General features: G+C 73.3%; 14 protein-coding genes. 8 read left to right on the top strand and 6 right to left on the bottom strand.

All coding sequences use genetic code 11. From position 1 onward, the window contains the following. The first annotated feature begins 61 nt into the window (after positions 1-61). Both AC6CH9_RS01030 and AC6CH9_RS01025 read left to right on the top strand, forming a co-directional pair. Positions 62-919, top strand: coding sequence for a putative protein N(5)-glutamine methyltransferase (locus tag AC6CH9_RS01030; protein ID WP_498153241.1), 858 nt, complete (start codon positions 62-64; stop codon positions 917-919). Positions 920-1056: 137 nt separating this feature from the next. Then, complete coding sequence (locus tag AC6CH9_RS01025; protein WP_498153240.1) at positions 1057-1608, top strand: hypothetical protein; 552 nt, start codon at positions 1057-1059, stop codon at positions 1606-1608. Positions 1609-1611: 3 nt separating this feature from the next. Here AC6CH9_RS01025 and AC6CH9_RS01020 read toward each other — a convergent pair whose 3' ends face one another. After that, positions 1612-2319: a uridine kinase family protein gene (locus AC6CH9_RS01020; RefSeq protein ID WP_498153239.1), complete on the bottom strand. Its 708-nt coding sequence runs from the start codon at positions 2317-2319 to the stop codon at positions 1612-1614. Positions 2320-2379: 60 nt separating this feature from the next. On the opposite strand from AC6CH9_RS01020, the gene AC6CH9_RS01015 reads away from it, so the two are divergent. Further along, on the top strand, positions 2380-3045 hold the full coding sequence (locus AC6CH9_RS01015) for an NUDIX hydrolase (RefSeq protein ID WP_498153238.1): 666 nt from the start codon (positions 2380-2382) through the stop codon (positions 3043-3045). Between the two features lie 83 nt (positions 3046-3128). Here the strand turns inward: AC6CH9_RS01015 and AC6CH9_RS01010 are convergent, their stop codons facing one another. The 3 genes from AC6CH9_RS01010 to AC6CH9_RS01000 all read right to left on the bottom strand — a co-directional run bounded on the left by AC6CH9_RS01010 (position 3129) and on the right by AC6CH9_RS01000 (position 6255). Next, on the bottom strand, positions 3129-3791 hold the full coding sequence (locus tag AC6CH9_RS01010; RefSeq protein ID WP_498153237.1) for a LutC/YkgG family protein: 663 nt from the start codon (positions 3789-3791) through the stop codon (positions 3129-3131). Further along, positions 3788-5338, bottom strand: coding sequence for a LutB/LldF family L-lactate oxidation iron-sulfur protein (locus AC6CH9_RS01005; protein ID WP_498153699.1), 1551 nt, complete (start codon positions 5336-5338; stop codon positions 3788-3790). Before AC6CH9_RS01005 ends, AC6CH9_RS01010 begins: the two co-directional genes overlap by 4 nt. Positions 5339-5460: 122 nt before the next feature. Continuing rightward, entirely contained in the window at positions 5461-6255 is a 795-nt protein-coding gene (locus AC6CH9_RS01000) for a (Fe-S)-binding protein (RefSeq protein ID WP_498153236.1), read from the bottom strand. Between the two features lie 175 nt (positions 6256-6430). Here AC6CH9_RS01000 and AC6CH9_RS00995 point away from each other — a divergent pair, with 175 nt between their 5' ends. Continuing rightward, positions 6431-7174 carry a FadR/GntR family transcriptional regulator gene (locus AC6CH9_RS00995; RefSeq protein WP_498153235.1) on the top strand — a complete coding sequence of 248 codons (744 nt, stop codon included), beginning with the start codon at positions 6431-6433 and terminating at the stop codon, positions 7172-7174. Between the two features lie 118 nt (positions 7175-7292). Here AC6CH9_RS00995 and AC6CH9_RS00990 read toward each other — a convergent pair whose 3' ends face one another. Both AC6CH9_RS00990 and AC6CH9_RS00985 read right to left on the bottom strand, forming a co-directional pair. Continuing rightward, positions 7293-8900: a glycoside hydrolase family 10 protein gene (locus tag AC6CH9_RS00990; protein ID WP_498153234.1), complete on the bottom strand. Its 1608-nt coding sequence runs from the start codon at positions 8898-8900 to the stop codon at positions 7293-7295. Positions 8901-9070: 170 nt separating this feature from the next. After that, positions 9071-10105 (bottom strand): LacI family DNA-binding transcriptional regulator, encoded by a 1035-nt coding sequence (locus tag AC6CH9_RS00985; protein ID WP_498153233.1) that lies wholly within the window; start codon positions 10103-10105, stop codon positions 9071-9073. 299 nt (positions 10106-10404) lie between these two features. Here AC6CH9_RS00985 and AC6CH9_RS00980 point away from each other — a divergent pair, with 299 nt between their 5' ends. From AC6CH9_RS00980 to AC6CH9_RS00965, 4 genes are all read left to right on the top strand, one after another. Further along, positions 10405-12840 (top strand): beta-xylosidase/alpha-l-arabinosidase, encoded by a 2436-nt coding sequence (locus AC6CH9_RS00980; RefSeq protein WP_498153232.1) that lies wholly within the window; start codon positions 10405-10407, stop codon positions 12838-12840. Beyond that, positions 12837-13883 carry an ABC transporter permease gene (locus tag AC6CH9_RS00975; RefSeq protein WP_498153231.1) on the top strand — a complete coding sequence of 349 codons (1047 nt, stop codon included), beginning with the start codon at positions 12837-12839 and terminating at the stop codon, positions 13881-13883. The genes AC6CH9_RS00980 and AC6CH9_RS00975 overlap by 4 nt, the downstream gene beginning before the upstream one ends. Continuing rightward, positions 13877-14797 carry a carbohydrate ABC transporter permease gene (locus AC6CH9_RS00970; protein WP_498153230.1) on the top strand — a complete coding sequence of 307 codons (921 nt, stop codon included), beginning with the start codon at positions 13877-13879 and terminating at the stop codon, positions 14795-14797. Before AC6CH9_RS00975 ends, AC6CH9_RS00970 begins: the two co-directional genes overlap by 7 nt. Before the next feature lie 86 nt (positions 14798-14883). Next, positions 14884-16545, top strand: coding sequence for an ABC transporter substrate-binding protein (locus AC6CH9_RS00965; protein WP_498153229.1), 1662 nt, complete (start codon positions 14884-14886; stop codon positions 16543-16545). Positions 16546-16662 lie beyond the last annotated feature (117 nt).

Genomic DNA, 16662 nt, shown 5'->3' with positions numbered 1-16662 from the left:
TCTCGCGGCGAAGGGGGCGACGCCCGCGCGGACGGAGCCCGGCCCGGAGTACCGTCCGGACGTGGACCAGAGACAGCTCGACGACCTCGTCGCCCGCCTGCGCGCCGCCGGGTGCGTCTTCGCGGAGGACGAGGCCGCGCTCCTGGCCGAGCGGGCGGACGACGACGCGCACCTCGAGGCGCTCGTCGCGCGCCGCGTCGCGGGCGAGCCGCTCGAGCACGTGCTCGGGTACGTCGACTTCCACGGGCTCCGCGTCGCCGTCGACCCCGGGGTGTTCGTGCCGCGCCAGCGCACCACGCTGCTCGTCGACGAGGCGGTCGCGCTCGGGCGGCAGGCCGCGGGTGGCGTGTCGGCCGGGCTGCCCGACGGCGCAGCGGACGGTGACGCCGGCGGGTCGCCCGTCGTCGTGGTGGACCTGTGCTGCGGCGCGGGGGCGCTCGGCCTCGCGACCGCGACCGACCTCGCGCGGGAGTCGGCCGTCGTGCTGCACGCGAGCGACGTCGACCCGGCCGCGGTCGCGTGCGCCGCCCGGAACGTCGCGGCCGTCGCCGGCACCGTGCACGAGGGAGACCTCTTCGACCCGCTCCCCGCCGGTCTGCGCGGCCGGGTCGACCTCCTCCTCGCCAACGTGCCGTACGTCCCGACGGGCGAGATACCGCTCCTGCCGCGCGAGGCGCGCGACCACGAGGCGCACGTCGCGCTCGACGGCGGGGGTGACGGGCTGGACGTGCTGCGTCGCGTCGCGGCCGAGGCGCCGGACTGGCTCGTGCCCGGCGGACACCTGCTCACCGAGTCGGGCGAGCGGCAGGCCGCGGGCGCCGTCGGTGTCCTGGAGGGTGCGGGACTGCGGGCCCGCGTCGTCCGGGACGAGGAGATCGGCGCGACGATCGTCGTGGGGACGCTGCCCGCCGAGCCGTGAGGGAAGGCTCTGGATCACGACCGGGGTGGGGCCGCTGCCACGCTCGCCGGACCCGCGTGGGCCCCGTTCCCGTGCAAGGATCCGGCCGCTCGCGACAGGTGCTGGACGAGAGCCGACGTGCGGGCGGAGGGACGGCGATGACGAGCGACCGACGGGGACGACGGGGTGCGCACGGACTCGCCGCAGCGCTGCTCGTCGCCGTGCTGTCCGCGTGCGGCGGCCCGGGAGGCCTCGTCACCGCGTGCCCCGCGGTCGGCTACGTGGCGCGCCTCGAGGTCCGGCTCGACGACTCCTGGCCGGATCGGGACGCCTACGGCGTCGCCGTGAGCTGCGTCGGCGTCGAACCCTGCGGGCTGGTCCGCGACGGGACGATCTCGATCGACCCTGAGCCGATCCCCACGACGGTCCCCGTGCACCCGGACCAGCTGGACCAGCCGGACGCTGTCGAGACCACGCCCGAGGCGACGGCGGAGGACGCACCGGCCGAGCCGTCGCGCGGAGAGTGGACGGGCTCCGCGCTGAACGGCCCGGTCGGCCCGATCGTCGTGCGCGTCGTGGAGCTCGCGTCCGGTGACGTCGTCGTCGAGCAGGAGGTGGATCCGGAGTTCCTGCCGACGACCGGCGACTTCGGCTCCGGCTGCGGCGGCCCGTCCGTCGCGACGGTCGAGATCGCCGACCCGCTGGCCTGACGGCTAGGTCGACGGCCGGACGAGCAGGGCGCGGATCTCCTTCTCCGCCTGCGCGGGTGTCAGCGCACGGCAGCCGAGCGACGTCCAGTGCCGGACGAAGCCCGGCTCGGCCCGCAGCAGCGCCCATCCGCGCCGGAACAGCGTGAGCGGCGGCTTGCGCATCTCCGCGAGGTCGCGCAGCAGCCGGAACCAGAAGGTCACCAGGCGGTTGCGGCGCAAGCAGATCGCGTCGGCGAGCACGTCCTCGGTGCGCAGCGCGGCGACGATCTCCGCCGCGAAGATCCCCTCGGCCAGCACGACCCGCGAGCCCGTCACGTCGAGGTGCGTCGTGCCGGTGCGGGTCGACGTGGGGATGTCGTAGACCGGCACGTCCGCGTGCCCCGTCCGCGCGATGTCGACGAGCGCCGTGACCGCGCCCCGCGCGTCCCACGAGCGAGGGTCGTCCCAGTCGACGATCCCGAACCGCATCGGCAGACCGGGGTGGTCGTGGTCGAGGTAGAAGTCGTCGAGCGCGACGACCGGGAGGCCGAGGCGCCGCGTGAGCGACGTCTTGCCCGAGCCGGACGCGCCCGTGAGGAGCACGACGCGCGTCGGCACCTCGCGCGACCCCGGCGGGAGGTCGAACAGCGCGGGGTCCCTGCCGAGGTCGTCGGTCACCGGGCTCGTGCCGGTCTCGACCGGGCCGGCGTCGTCGTGCTGAGGGTCGCTCACGGGACCCCATTCTCGCAGCGCCGCACGGGGGCGGTCACGCGCGCCGCGTAGCCTTCCCCGGTGACCGCTCTCGACCCCGCCGCCCTGCTCGCCCGTGACGCCCTCGCCCGCCTCGACCGGTGGGAGCCGGCCGACGAGGAGCAGGCGGCGCTCGCGGCCGAGTACCGCACGTTCCTCCGCGGCGACGGTGGGTCCGGCGCGCGTGCCGACGCGGTGCGGCGCGACGGCGGACCGCAGCACCTCACGGCGAGCTGCTTCGTGCTCAGCCCGGACCTGGACCGCGTCCTGCTCTGCTTCCACCGCAAGGGCCAGTTCTGGGTCCAGGTGGGAGGGCACACCGAGCCCGGCGACACGACGCTCGCGGGCGCCGCGTTCCGCGAGGCGCGCGAGGAGAGCGGCCTCGACGACCTCGTCCCGTTCGACCCGGACCCCGAGCCGTCCACCGACCCGGGCGACCGCCCCGGTGCCGGGCACCGGTCCGTCGCCCCGGCCGCGCCGGTCGACGTGCACCGCCACGACCTCGCCGCGGCGTTCGGGACGTGCCGCACGCACTGGGACGTCGGCTTCGTCGCGTTCGCCGACCCCGACGCGCGGACGGCCGTGAGCGACGAGAGCGAGGACGTCGCGTGGTTCCCGGTCGACGCGCTCCCGTCCGGCACGCCGGACGACTTCCCGGCGCGTCTGGCGACCGTCCTCGCGGAGGTGCGCCACCGCCGTCGGCCATGAGGGCCGGGTGGCCGAGGTAGAGGCCTGGTCCGCGAGGTAGAGGCCTGGTCGTGACCACGCCTCTACCTCGGCTGACCCGGGCTCTACCTCGGCGGGGCGAGGACCACGTGGAGGGTGCGCGGGCCGTGGACGCCCTCGACGCGTGAGAGCTCGATGTCGCTCGTCGCGCTGGGACCGCTGATCCACGTCTGCGGTCGCTCGGGGTGCGCGGCGAGCAGCCGCACGGCCTCGGGCACGGTCTGCACCACCTGGTCGGTGCGCACGACGCACACGTGCAGGTCGGGGACGAGCGTGATCGCGCGCCGGCCCTGGTCCGGCTCGCCGTCCAGCACGATCGTGCCGGTGTCGGCGATCGCGACGCGCGCGGCCGTGACGACGGCGTCCACCCGGTCCAGCTCGTCGGGCGTGCGGGGGTCGTCGCGCGCGTCGGGCACGACGGCGGTCCCGGCGCCGAGCTCGCCCAGCCACGCGGCGTCGAGCCCTGGCGGCACGACGACGGCGCCCGCGTCCGCGAGCAGGTCGCCGACGATGGTGGCCACCTCGCTTGCCGTGGCGGCCACGTGCACGTGCGCCCGGTAGTCGACGAGCCGGTCGACGAGGACGTCGACGGCCTCCGGAGACCCCGGCGCGAGGTCGCCGCGCTCGCGGTACGCCCGCGGGACGGAGCCGGACGCCGCCGAGCCGGCCGTCGTCGACCCGCCGAGCGCGGCGCGCACGCGGGCGAGGACGTCGTCGCGCGCGCTCATCGGCCCTCGCCCCCCTCGCCGAACCCGGGGTTGTCGGTCGCCGCGGCGCCGAACCCACCCGTATCCCCGGGTTCGGCGGGTGGGGGTGCGGGTGCGGGGGCGGGGCGGTCGCGCCACCAGTCGCGGAAGGTCTGCTTCGCCGGTGCCGGGAGGTCACGCGAGCGGGTCCAGGCGGACGCGGGCGGCGGGAGGGTCGAGATCCGGCCCTTCGGACCCGCGACGACGCGGCCCAGCCCGGCCGCCTTCTCCGCGAGCTCGAACCGCCGCGCGTCGGACATGACGAACGAGGCCGCCTTCATCGCGGCGCCCCAGCCGGTGGGGCGGCCGCGGTCGGCGTCGACCTCGCGCGCCCGGAGCTCGACGAGGATCGACGGGATGTCGATCTTCACGGGGCACACCTCGTAACACGCGCCGCACAGCGTCGACGCGTAGGGGAGGGACGCGTTGGGGTCGTGATGGCCGGAGAGCCCGCCCGACGACTTGGTGAGCTGCGGGGTGAGGATCGCGCCGATCGGGCCGGGGTACACCGACCCGTACGCGTGGCCGCCCACCCGCTCGTACACCGGGCACACGTTGAGGCACGCCGAGCACCGGATGCAGTGCAGCGCGGCCCGCCCGACCTCGTCGGCGAGGACGTCCGTGCGCCCGTTGTCGAGCAGGACGAGGTGGAACTCCTGCGGGCCGTCGCCGGGCGTGACGCCCGTCCAGAGGGACGTGTACGGGTTCATGCGCTCGCCCGTGGACGACCGCGGCAGGAGCTGGAGGAACACCTCGAGGTCGGTGAACGTCGGCACGACCTTCTCGATCCCCATGACGGTGATGAGCGTCTCGGGGAGCGTGAGGCACATGCGCCCGTTCCCCTCGGACTCGACGACGGTCAGCGTCCCCGTGTCCGCGACGCCGAAGTTCGCGCCGCTGATCGCGACCTTCGCCGAGAGGAACTTGCGGCGCAGGTGGGCGCGCGCGGCCATGGCGAGCTCGCGCGGGACGTCGGAGAGGTCGGGCGGGGCGTCGCCCATGCGCGCGAGGAAGATCTCGCGGATCTCCGCGCGGTTGCGGTGGATCGCGGGCACGAGGATGTGCGACGGCATGTCGTCGGCGAGCTGGACGATGAGCTCGGCGAGGTCCGTCTCGTACGCCGCGACGCCCTCGGCGGCGAGCGCCTCGTTGAGCCCGATCTCCTGCGTCGCCATGGACTTCACCTTGACGACCTCGTCGACCCCCTTCGCCTTCACGAGGTCCGCGACGATCCGGTTCGCCTCGTCCGCGTCGCGCGCCCAGTGCACGACGCCGCCGCGCGCCACGACGTTGCGCTCCAGCTCCTCGAGGAGCTCGGGCAGGCGCGCCATGACCTCGGTCTTGATCGCGGAGCCCGCGTCGCGCAGCGCCTCCCAGTCCGGCACCTCACCGACGACGGCGGCGCGCTTGGCCCGGATTGTCGACGTCGCGTGCGCGAGGTTGCGCCGCAGCTGCGTGTTCTGGAGCGCCTCGCGCGCCGCGTCGGGGAACGACCCGCCCCAGCGCAGCGGGGCGTCCGGGTGCGGCACGTCGCCGAACGCGTCCGACGCCGCCCCTGCGCCCGCCGAGGTGCCGTGCCCGCCTGGGCGGGCGACGTCGTCGGGCAGGGTGCGCGCGCCGCGGCGAACGGGCAGGCCGAGGAACGTGCGGCTCACCGGGCACCCCCGCGCGTCGCCGGTCCGACCCCGGCGGGGGCGGGCGCGTCCTTGGTGGACGCGAGGATCTCCGCGAGGTGCAGCGTGCGGACGCCCGCGCGGATGCGCGAGAGCCCGCCGCCGATGTGCATGAGGCACGACGCGTCGCCCGCGGTGAGGACCTCGGCCCCGGTCGCCTTCACGTGCGTCATCTTGTCGGCGAGCATCGCCGTCGACGTCTCGGCGTTCTTCAGCGCGAACGTGCCGCCGAACCCGCAGCACGCCTCGGCCGCGGGCAGCTCGACGAGGTCGATCCCCTCGACGGCCCGCAGGAGCCGCAGCGGCTTGTCACCCACGTGGAGCATGCGCAGCGAGTGGCACGTCGGGTGGTACGTGACGCGATGCGGGAAGTAGGCGCCGACGTCGGTCACGCCGAGCACGTCCACGAGCAGCTCGGACAGCTCGTACGTCTTCGCGGCGACCGCGTCGGCGGTGCGCGCGAGGGCGTCGAGCCCGGCGCGCCGGCACACCATGCCCTGCTGGTGCCGCACGGACCCGGTGCACGACCCGGACGGGACGACGACCGCGTCCCACTCGCCGTCGAGCACGGGGGAGAACGCCTCGACGTGGTTGCGCACCACGGGCACCGCCTCGTCGAGGTACCCCGTGTTGACGTGCATCTGGCCGCAGCAGGCCTGCCGCTCGGGGAAGAACACCTCGTGGCCGAGGCGCTCGAGGAGAAGGGCGGTGGCGCGCGGTGCCTGGGGGAACATCACGTCGCCGATGCAGGTCGCGGTGAGGGCTATGCGCATCGTTGCTCCGAGGGAGGGCGAGTCGGTCCAGTCTCGCCGGGCCGCGTCCGTGCCGCCTGCCGAGACCGCCGCGGTGAGGCGCCGCGGCTGTGGTCTGACCACAGATCGCCCACTGTAGACCACGCGACCGCATGAGGTCTGACCACAGTGCCGCGAGGTCGCCTACCCTGGGCGGGTGCGCACCCACGAACGCGTCCTCGCCCGCATCGAGGCGGACCTCGCCGCGGGCCGCTGGGCGCTCGGCGAGCGGCTCCCGGCCGAGCGCGCGCTCGCCGAGGAGCTGAGCGTCTCGCGCCCCTCGGTCCGCGAGGCGATCCGCGTCCTCGAGGCCATGGGCATCGTGCGCACCGCCGTAGGGTCCGGGCCCGACGCCGGGGCGACCGTCGTCGACCGGCCCGCCGCGGGCCTCGGGGCAGCCGTGCGGCTGCACGTCGCGTCGGGGACGCTCGCCGTGCGCGACGTGGTCGAGACCCGCGTGCTCCTCGAGACGTGGGCCGCCCGCGCGGCGGCCGAGCGGATCGTCGCCGGGCCTGGCCCCGGCCAGGAGGGGTCCGACCCGGGGGCGGGCGCACGGGAGGTCACCGCGGCGCTCGCTGCGGTGGGCGCGCTGCTCGACCGCATGGACGATCCGGCGCTCGCGGCCGAGGAGTTCCGCGAGCTCGACGCGTCGTTCCACGTGCTGCTCGTGCGGCTCGCGGGCAACCCGCTCGTCGAGGCGGTGATGACCGGCCTGCGCGGCGCGATCGAGTCGTACGTCGCCCAGGGGAGCGCGACCCTGCCGTCCTGGGAGCGGACCGCCGAGCGCCTGCGCGCCGAGCACCGCGCCGTCCTGGCGGCCGTGACTGCGGGCGACGGCGATCGTGCCGCGCGCGCTGTCCGGGCCCACATCGAGGGCTTCTACGCCGAGACGGGGCTCTGAGCGACCTCAGGCGTGGGGGCGTCGTGGCCGGTCATGGCCGGGCCCGGGCGGTGTGCGACCGCGCTGCGGGCCTCCGCCGGGGTGGCGGGACGGACGGTCCCGCCACCCCGGCGCCCCGTCAGGCCGAGCAGGTGGCCGTCGGGAGAGTGGTGTTGCCGTTCGAGTACAGCGTGATGCCGAAGGCGTCGCCGTTACCGTTCGGTGTCGCGGTGAGGGTGCCGCTGGTGCCGGAGACCGCGGCGTTCCAGGAGTTCTGGAGGCTCTGGCCGGAGCCGGTGCGGATGGTCACGGTCCAGTCCGAGGCGCCCGAGACCTGGAAGGTCGCGTTGAAGCGGTCGCCCCAGGAGTCGCCCCGGGTCACGGTCACGGTGCAGCTCTCGCCCCCGCCGCCGGAGGCCGACGCACAGGTGGCGGTGGGGAGAGTGGTGTTGCCGTTCGAGTAGAGCGTGATGCCGAAGGCGTCGCCGTTGCCGTTCGGTGTCGCGGTGAGGGTGCCGCTGGTGCCGGAGACCGCGGCGTTCCAGGAGTTCTGGAGGCTCTGGCCGGAGCCGGTGCGGATGGTCACGGTCCAGTCCGAGGCGCCCGAGACCTGGAAGGTCGCGTTGAAGCGGTCGCCCCAGGAGTCGCCCCGCGTGACCGTCACCGTGCAGGAGCCGTCCCCGCCCGGGTTCTCCCCAGGGCCGCCGGGCGTCCCGCCGCCGCTGTTGAGCTGGTCGAGCACGGCGGTGTAGGCGGCCTTCTTGTTGCCGTTCCCGTCGAACAGCAGCGGGGTGCCGGACGCGCGCCACGAGTCGGTGTCCCGCACGCCCCAGACCGTGATACCGGTGCAGCGCGACACGGCCATGCACGCCTGGACGACGCCACGGTACTGCTCGGCCTGGGAGGAGCCGGAGCCCTCGATGTCGAGCTCGGTGATCTGCACGTCGACGCCCAGGTCGGCGAAGTTCTGGAGCGTCGTGTGGTAGTTGCTCGGCACCGGGTTGCCCGAGTTGAAGTGCGCCTGGAAACCGACGCAGTCGATCGGCACCCCCCGCGCCTTGAAGTCGCGGACCATGCTGTAGACGGCCTGCGTCTTCGCGTGGCTCCAGTTGTCGGTGTTGTAGTCGTTGTAGCAGAGCTTGGCGCCCGGGTCGGCGGCCCGGGCTGCGCGGAACGCCGCCTCGATCCAGTCGTTGCCGGTGCGCTGCAGGTTCGAGTCGCGTCGCGCGCCCGAGCTGCCGTCGGCGAACGCCTCGTTCACGACGTCCCACGCGTAGATCTTGCCGCGGTAGTGCGTCGCGACCTGCGTCACGTGGTTGAGCATCGCCTGGCGGAGCGCGGAGCCCGACATGTTCTGCATCCAGCCCGGCTGCTGCGAGTGCCACGCGAGGGCGTGCCCGCGGACCTGCTTGCCACGGCTCGTCGCCCAGCTGACGATCTGGTCGCCCTGGGAGTAGTTGAAGCTGTTCTGCGACGGCTCCGTCGCGTCCATCTTCATCTCGTTCTCGGCCGTGATCATGTCGAACTCACGGTTCGCGATGGTCGAGTACGTCGGGTCGGACAGCCTGCCGGCCGCGAGAGCGGTGCCGAAGTAGCGGCCGGACTCGCCGGCCGCGGCCTCGAGCGTGGAGCCGGCCGCCTGGGCGGAGCCCACGCCGACGCCGGTCGTGATGAGCATGGCGAGGAGGGCGCCCAGGGCGGCCGACCTCCTGCCGTTCGTGCTGCGCAAGGGTAGTGCTCGGGTCATCGTCGATCCTCTTCCTCCCGGGGTGGACCTCCGTTGGCCCACCAGCGCGAACAACGTGCGCGAGTGACGCTAGTCACACATCGAGGATGTGGCAATCGTTATCGATAACGTTTTACATCGTGGGACAAACCCGACAGCGGTGACAGGGTCGCGCGGGTGGGGGTGGAGCGTCAGTTCTGCGGCGGCGCCGTGCTCTCGCGCACGACGAGCTCGGTCGCGAGGTCGAGGCGCTGGTTCATGGGCCGGCCGCCCCGCGCGAGGTCGAGCAGCATGCGCGTCGCCGTCCCCGCCATCGCGTGCAACGGCTGGTGGACGGTCGTCAGCTCGGGCCCGATCCAGCCGGCGAGCGGCAGGTCGTCGTAGCCGACGACCGACAGGTCCTCGGGGATCCGCAGGCCGAGCTCGCGCGCGGCCCGCAGGACGCCGAGCGCCTGCATGTCCGACCCGGCGAAGATCGCCGTCGGGCGGTCGGGGAGCGAGAGCAGCGCCTTGCCGTGCTCGTAGCCGCCGTCCACGTAGAAGTCGCCGTAGCGCACGAGCCCGGGGTCGACGGCGATCCCCGCCTCGTCGTGCGCGCTGCGGTAGCCGTCGATGCGGGCACGGCTGCACAGCACGTCCGACGGTCCCGAGATGATGGCGACGCGACGGTGACCGAGGCCCAGGAGGTGGCGCGTCGCCGAGAGTCCGCCGCTCCAGTTGTTGGACCCCACCGTCGGGACGCCGGCGGGCTGCTCGCCCTCGGTGTCGACCACGACGAACGGGATGGAGCGGGACTCGAGCTGGTGCCGCTGGGACTGGTCGAGGCTCGACAGGACGAGGAGGACCCCGAGCGGGCGGCGCGCGAGGACGCCGTCGAGCCAGTCCTGGGGCGGCCGGTGCTCGCCGCCGAGCTCGGAGAGCACCACGCCGACCTTGGCGGCGGCCGCCGCCTCCTCGACGCCCCGGATGATCTCGATCGACCACGCGGAGTCGAGCTGATGGAACACGAGGTCGATCAGGGGCGTCGGCGTCGCGGGGGCGGACCGGCGGCGCCGGTACTGGTGGCGTTCGAGCGCGGCCTCGACGCGCGCGCGGGTGGCCGCCGCGACGTCGGGCCGGCCGTTGAGCACCTTGGACACCGTGGGCACGGACACGCCGGCCTCCGCGGCGATGGACGCGATGGTCGCGGGGCCACCCGTGGCGGCACCCCGGTCCTGCGCTGGCATGGCGCTCCTCGTGCTGGTCGCAACTTTCGAGTCGAACCGTAGCACTTGTGCGTGGCGCTCGTCCGTTGCCGAGACGGGTGATCTTCGCCGGTATCCCGGGCGTCCTGCCGGCGAACCCATCGCATGCCGCCGTCACCGAACTGTGACCCGAGTCTCGCTTGACGACGCGTCCATCGTCGGTCTAGCGTCCCGAACCAACAGGTATCGGAACCGTTACCGATACTTTCGAAGACCACGATGCCGTGGACGCCCGGGCCACCGGGCGAGGCACGACGACGTGACCGACCCGAGGACCACGATTGACGACGCAGACGAGCCCGGCCGCGCCCGAGCGGCACGAGGCCACGACCCCGGAGCCGTGGCGCGACGTGCGGCGGGGCGCCGCAGAGCGCGCCCGGGCCCTCGCCGCGGCGATGACACTGGAGGAGAAGCTCGCCCAGCTCGTCGGCGTGTGGGTCGGCGCGGACGCCTCCGGCGGAGGCGTCGCGCCGCACCAGGCCGACATGACGGGCCACGTCCCCACGTGGGACTCCGTCATCGAGCACGGGCTCGGTCAGCTCACGCGCCCTTACGGCACCGTGCCGGTCAGCCCCGAGGCGGGAGCCCGCTCCCTGGAGCGGTCGCAGCGCGACCTCGTCGCCGCCAGCCGCTTCGGCATCCCCGCCCAGGTGCACGAGGAGTGCCTCGCCGGGTTCGCCGCCTGGCGCGCGACCGCCTACCCCGTCCCGCTGTCCTGGGGCGCGAGCTTCGACCCCGAGCTCGTCGAGGCGATGGCCGCGCGCATCGGCGCGAGCATGCGGGCAGCGGGCGTGCACCAAGGGCTCGCGCCCGTGCTCGACGTGACGCGCGACCACCGCTGGGGCCGCACCGAGGAGACCATCGGCGAGGACCCGTACCTCGTCGGCACGGTCGGCGCCGCCTACGTGCGCGGGCTCGAGTCGTCCGGCGTCGTCGCGACGCTCAAGCACTTCGCCGGCTACTCCGCGTCCCGGGCGGGCCGCAACCTCGCGCCGGTCGCGATGGGCCCGCGCGAGTACGCCGATGTCATCCTGCCGCCGTTCGAGACCGCCGTGCGACACGGCAGGCCCCGCTCCGTCATGCACGCCTACACGGACGTCGACGGGATGCCGTCGGCCGCCGACCGGGCCCTCCTCACCGGCCTGCTCCGCGAGACGTGGGGCTTCGACGGCACGGTCGTCGCCGACTACTTCGGGGTCCGGTTCCTCGAGACCCTGCACAAGGTCGCCGCCGACGGGACCGACGCCGCGCGCCTCGCGCTGCGCGCCGGCGTCGACGTCGAGCTCCCCACCGTCGACGCCTTCGGCCCGGCGCTCGCCGAGGCCGTGCGCCGCGGCGACGTCGAGGAGTCCCTCGTCGACGAGGCCCTGCACCGCGTGCTCCGGCAGAAGGTCGAGCTCGGGCTCCTCGACCCCGGCTGGGAGCCCGTTCCCGACGGCGGCGCGGGCCTCGAGCTCGACGACGCGCCGGGGCGCGACCTCGCCCTGCGCCTCGCGCGCGAGGCGGTCGTGCTGCTCGCGGACGACGGCGGCGCGCTGCCGCTCTCGGCCGCGGCGCGCCTCGCCGTCGTCGGACCGCTCGCGGACGACCCCATGGCGATGCTCGGCTGCTACTCCTTCCCCGCGCACGTCGGTGCCCAGCACCCCGAGGTCGAGACCGGGATCGACATCCCGACGGTCCTCGCCGAGCTCGGGTCGCGCTTCGACGTCGTGCACGCCCGGGGCTGCGACGTGACCGGGACGGATACGACCGGGTTCGCCGCGGCCGTCGAGGCGGCCCGCGACGCGGACGTGTGCGTCGTGGCGGTGGGGGACCGGGCCGGGCTGTTCGGCCGGGGGACCTCGGGCGAGGGCTGCGACGCGGCCGACCTGCGGCTGCCCGGCGTCCAGGAGGACCTCGTGCGCGCGGTGCTCGCCACGGGCACGCCCGTCGTCCTGCTGCTCCTCACCGGCCGGCCCTACGCGCTGGGCGCGCTCCTCGACGAGCCGGCGCCGCCCGCGGCGGTCGTGCAGGCGTTCTTCCCCGGCCAGCTCGGCGGCCGGGCCGTGGCCGAGGTGCTCGCGGGCGAGGTGTCGCCGTCGGGCCGCCTGCCCGTGAGCGTCCCGCGGGACCCCGGCGGCCAGCCCGCGACCTACCTCTCGGCACCGCTCGGCCTGCGCTCCGGCGTCTCGAGCGTCGACCCGACGCCCGCCTTCCCGTTCGGCCACGGCCTGTCCTACGCGTCGTTCGCGTGGGAGGACGCGCAGGTCGTCGGTGCCGCGGGCGGACCCGCCCCCTGGCCGGTCGACGGCGAGACCCGGGTCGAGGTCACCGTGCGCAACACCGGGAGCGTCCCGGGCGCCGACGTCGTGCAGCTCTACCTGCACGACGCCGTCGCCCAGGTGACGCGGCCCGTCGTGCGCCTCGTCGGGTACGCGCGCGTCGCGCTCGACCCGGGCCAGGCCGCGACCGTGTCGTTCGACGTCCCGGCCGACGTCACGTCCTTCACCGGGGCCGGCGGGCGCCGGGTCGTCGAGCCGGGCGACGTCGAGCTGCGCGTCTCGCGCTCCAGCGCCGACGTCGTCGCGACGCTCCCGCTGCGCCTCGTGGGGCCCGAGCGCGAGGTCGACCACACGCGCCGCCTCGTCACCGATGTGCGGGTCTCCGGGCCCGCGACCGTCCCGGCCTCGCCGGGCACGCACCGCGAGAACGATCACGAGGAGGTGAGCGTGGGATGACCCTGGACCAGGGCCCCGTCGACGTCGGCGAGGCCACCACCGTCGCGAGCGCCGTCGCAGCGGCCGAGCACGCGCGGCCCGGCGAGCCCGCGGGCGACGGCGGACGACCGCGCCGGTCCGCCCGGCGCCGCAAGGCCGGCAGCGTCCCGTGGCGCGTCGCGCTGCGCAAGGACTGGCGGCTGTACACGTTCCTCGTGGTGCCCGTGCTGTTCCTGCTGGTCTTCCGCTACCTGCCGATGCTGGGGAACGTCATCGCGTTCCGCCGGTTCCGCCCCGGCGGGAGCGTGTTCGGCGACGAGTGGGTCGGCTTCCGCTACTTCGAGATGTTCATCCAGAACGCACAGTTCTGGCAGGTGTTCTGGAACACCGTCGTCCTCGGGCTCCTCACGCTGCTGATCTGCTTCCCGCTGCCGATCGTCTTCGCGCTCCTGCTCAACGAGCTGCGGTCGCGCCGCTTCAAGAAGATCGTGCAGACGGTGTCCTACCTCCCGCACTTCATGTCGATCGTCATCGTCGCGGGGCTCGTGCTGCAGCTCACGTCGGTCAACGGCACGGTCAACCAGATCGTCGAGGCGTTCGGGGGAGACCCGGTCGCGTTCATGCAGCAGCCCGAGTGGTTCCGCACCATCTACGTCTCGTCCGAGGTCTGGCAGACGGTCGGGTGGGGGACGATCCTCTACCTCGCGGCGCTCACGACGATCGACGACCAGCTCTACGAGGCGGCGCGCATCGACGGCGCCAACCGGTGGCAGCAGACGTGGCACATCACGCTGCCGGGCATCCGCCCCACGATGATGGTGCTCCTCATCCTCAACATCGGCTCCTTCATGGCGGTCGGGTTCGAGAAGGTCCTGCTGCTGCAGAACCCGCTGATCTACTCCACGGGCGACGTCATCTCGACGTACCTGTACCGCGTCGGCATCCAGTCCGCGCAGTTCTCCTACGGGACCGCGATCGGGCTGTTCGAGGCCCTCATCGGGCTCGTGCTCGTCCTCTCCGCGAACGCCGTCTCGCGCCGCCTGACTGGAGCCTCGCTGTGGTGACCGACCCCCTGTCCGCGACGCCGGACCTCACCGCCGTCCGCCGCGAGGGCGGCACGATCAAGGACACGGGCGGGTACCGCGCGTTCCGCCTGGTCAACGGGCTCGTCCTGGCGATCGTGTGCGTCGTGACGCTCTACCCGTTCGTCAACCTCGTCGCGAAGGCCTTCTCGTCCGAGGGCCAGATCGCGGCGGGGAACGTCAACCTCGTGCCGCGCGGGTTCAACGTCCAGACGCTCCAGTACGTGCTCTCCGACGCGATGTTCTGGACCAACTACAAGAACACGGTCGTCTACACGGTCGTCGGCACGCTCATCGCGATGGCGCTCACCACGACGTACGCCTACGCGATCAGCCGCCGCCACCTCAAGGGGCGCAACGCGTTCATCGGCATCGCGGTCTTCACCATGTTCTTCGGCGGCGGCCTGATCCCGAACTACATCCTCGTCGCGGACGTGCTCGGCATGCGGAACACGATGTGGGCCGTGGTGCTCCCGGGCGCCATCTCCGTGTTCAACCTGCTCGTCATGAAGTCCTTCTTCGAGAACTTCCCGACCGAGCTCGAGGAGGCGGCCGCGATCGACGGGCTGTCGACGTACGGGATCTTCGGCCGCATCGTGCTGCCGCTGTCCAAGGCCGTCATCGCGACCATGACGCTCTTCTACGCGGTCGGCATCTGGAACTCGTGGTTCGGGGCGTTCCTCTACCTCGACAAGAAGGAGCTCTTCCCCGTCACCGTCTACCTGCGCAACCTCATCGCCGCGGCGACCGGGCCCGGCTCGCAGGAGGCGGTCCAGATCGGCTCGAACATCCAGTCCGTGACGATGCTGCTCACCGTCCTGCCCATCGTGTGCCTGTACCCGTTCGTGCAGAAGTACTTCGTCTCCGGCGTGATGCTCGGCTCCGTCAAGGGCTGAGCCGCCACGCGCCACCCGCACCACCCCACCGCACCACCCGCACCTCAGCGACGTCAGAGCGACGAAGCTCGAACCCGAGGAGAGAGATGAGAACGATCCGGATCCCGGCCGCCACGGTGGCGACCGCGACCACCCTGGCCCTGGTCCTGACCGCGTGCAGCGGCGGGGGCGGCGACACGCCCGACCCCGAGGAGGGGGGTGGCGCCGTCACGATCGACGCCGAGCACTCCGTCGGCGCCATGGAGGACTTCGAGGTCGGCACGACCTTCAAGGCCACGGAGCCGGTCGACTTCTCGCTGATGTACCGCGACCACCCGAACTACCCGGTGAAGGAGGACTGGTCGATCTTCCAGAACCTGGAGGCCAACCAGAACGTCACCTTCACGCGGACCGACGTCCCGCTGGCCGACTGGGACAACAAGAAGGCGCTGCTCATCGGCGCCGGCGACGCCTCCGACCTCATCCCGGTGACGTACCCCGGTCAGGAGGTCCAGTTCGTCTCCGGCGGGGCGATCCTGCCCGTCTCCGACTACCTCGAGTACCTCCCGAACTTCGCCGACAAGGTGGAGAAGTGGGGCCTCGGCGAGGAGCTCGACGCCAAGCGCCAGGCGGACGGCAAGTACTACCTCCTCCCGGGCCTGCGCGAGATCCCCGACGTGCAGTACTCGGTCGTCGTCAACGACGACCTGTTCCAGAAGGCCGGCATCACCGAGGAGCCGGAGACCTGGGACGAGTTCGCGGAGCAGCTCGCCGCGGTCAAGGCCGCGAACCCCGAGCTGTCGTACGCGATGACCGACCGCTGGACCGACACGCAGCCTCTGGGCGCGATGCTCCAGTACATCGCCCCGAACTACGGGACCGAGGGCGGCTGGGGCTACTCGAACACGTGGTTCGACGAGGAGTCCGGCGAGTTCCAGCTCACCGGCACGACCGACGCGTACAAGGACCTGATCACGTACGTCGCCGGCCTGACCTCCGACGGCCTGCTCGACCCCGAGATCACGCAGAACGACGACCAGGCGATCCAGAAGTTCGTCAACGGCGAGGCCGCCGCGATCTCCGGCAACACGCAGGAGATCACGGCCTACCGCAGCAAGCTGGCGGAGGCGGGCAAGGACGTCACGCTGCGCATGATCGTGCTGCCCGACGGGCCGTTCGGCGGGATGCTCGCCGGGAGCCGGCTGTCGTCCGGCCTCATGATCTCGAGCGAGGCGGCCGAGAAGCCGTACTTCAAGGCCCTGCTCCAGTTCGTCGACTGGCTGTACTACTCCGACGAGGGCATCGAGTTCGCCCAGTGGGGCGTCGAGGGCGAGACGTACACCAACGAGGGCGGCACGCGCACGCTCCCGGCCGACATCGGCTGGAACGCGCTCAACCCCGACGCGCCGAAGAAGCTCAACGCCGACTTCGGGTACAGCAACGGCGTGTTCCTGCTCGCCAACGGCTCCTCGAAGGAGCTGCTCCAGTCCGTCATGACGGACGAGACGAAGGCGTGGACCGACGCCGTGCTCGAGCGCAAGGAGATGCTGCCGGTCAAGCCGGCCGCGAGCCTCGACGAGCTCGAGCTCGAGCAGACGTCGCTCCTGGACACGCAGGTCAAGGACGCCGTGATGGCGGCGACCGCAGGCTTCGTCACCGGTCAGCGCCCGCTGAGCGAGTGGGACGCCTACGTGTCCGAGATCGACGGGCTCGGCGGCACGCAGCTCATCGACACCTACAACGCGGCGCTCGCCCGCTCCGCGGGCTGACGTCCTCCGGCGGGCGCCCCAGGCTCCCGCCACCCCGGCCCCGCCGTCGCCCGGTCGCCCCGTCGGGCGACGGCGGTCCGCCGCCCGCAGCACCCACCGCACCACCCCTCCCGGCTG

It is taken from the genome of Cellulosimicrobium sp. GQ32, assembly GCF_059758455.1.
Note: the sequence above shows the minus strand (reverse complement) of the source record. Positions and strands in the feature narration are given on the sequence as shown.

What these genes read in the sequence shown, in the direction of transcription:
- AC6CH9_RS00985 (WP_498153233.1), bottom strand. Translation starts at nt 10,105, where the DNA reads ATGCCAGCGCAGGACCGGGGTGCCGCCACGGGTGGCCCCGCGACCATC.
- AC6CH9_RS01010 (WP_498153237.1), bottom strand. Translation starts at nt 3,791, where the DNA reads ATGAGCGCGCGCGACGACGTCCTCGCCCGCGTGCGCGCCGCGCTCGGC.
- AC6CH9_RS01000 (WP_498153236.1), bottom strand. Translation starts at nt 6,255, where the DNA reads ATGCGCATAGCCCTCACCGCGACCTGCATCGGCGACGTGATGTTCCCC.
- AC6CH9_RS00965 (WP_498153229.1), top strand. Translation starts at nt 14,884, where the DNA reads ATGAGAACGATCCGGATCCCGGCCGCCACGGTGGCGACCGCGACCACC.
- AC6CH9_RS00975 (WP_498153231.1), top strand. Translation starts at nt 12,837, where the DNA reads ATGACCCTGGACCAGGGCCCCGTCGACGTCGGCGAGGCCACCACCGTC.
- AC6CH9_RS01025 (WP_498153240.1), top strand. Translation starts at nt 1,057, where the DNA reads ATGACGAGCGACCGACGGGGACGACGGGGTGCGCACGGACTCGCCGCA.
- AC6CH9_RS00990 (WP_498153234.1), bottom strand. Translation starts at nt 8,900, where the DNA reads ATGACCCGAGCACTACCCTTGCGCAGCACGAACGGCAGGAGGTCGGCC.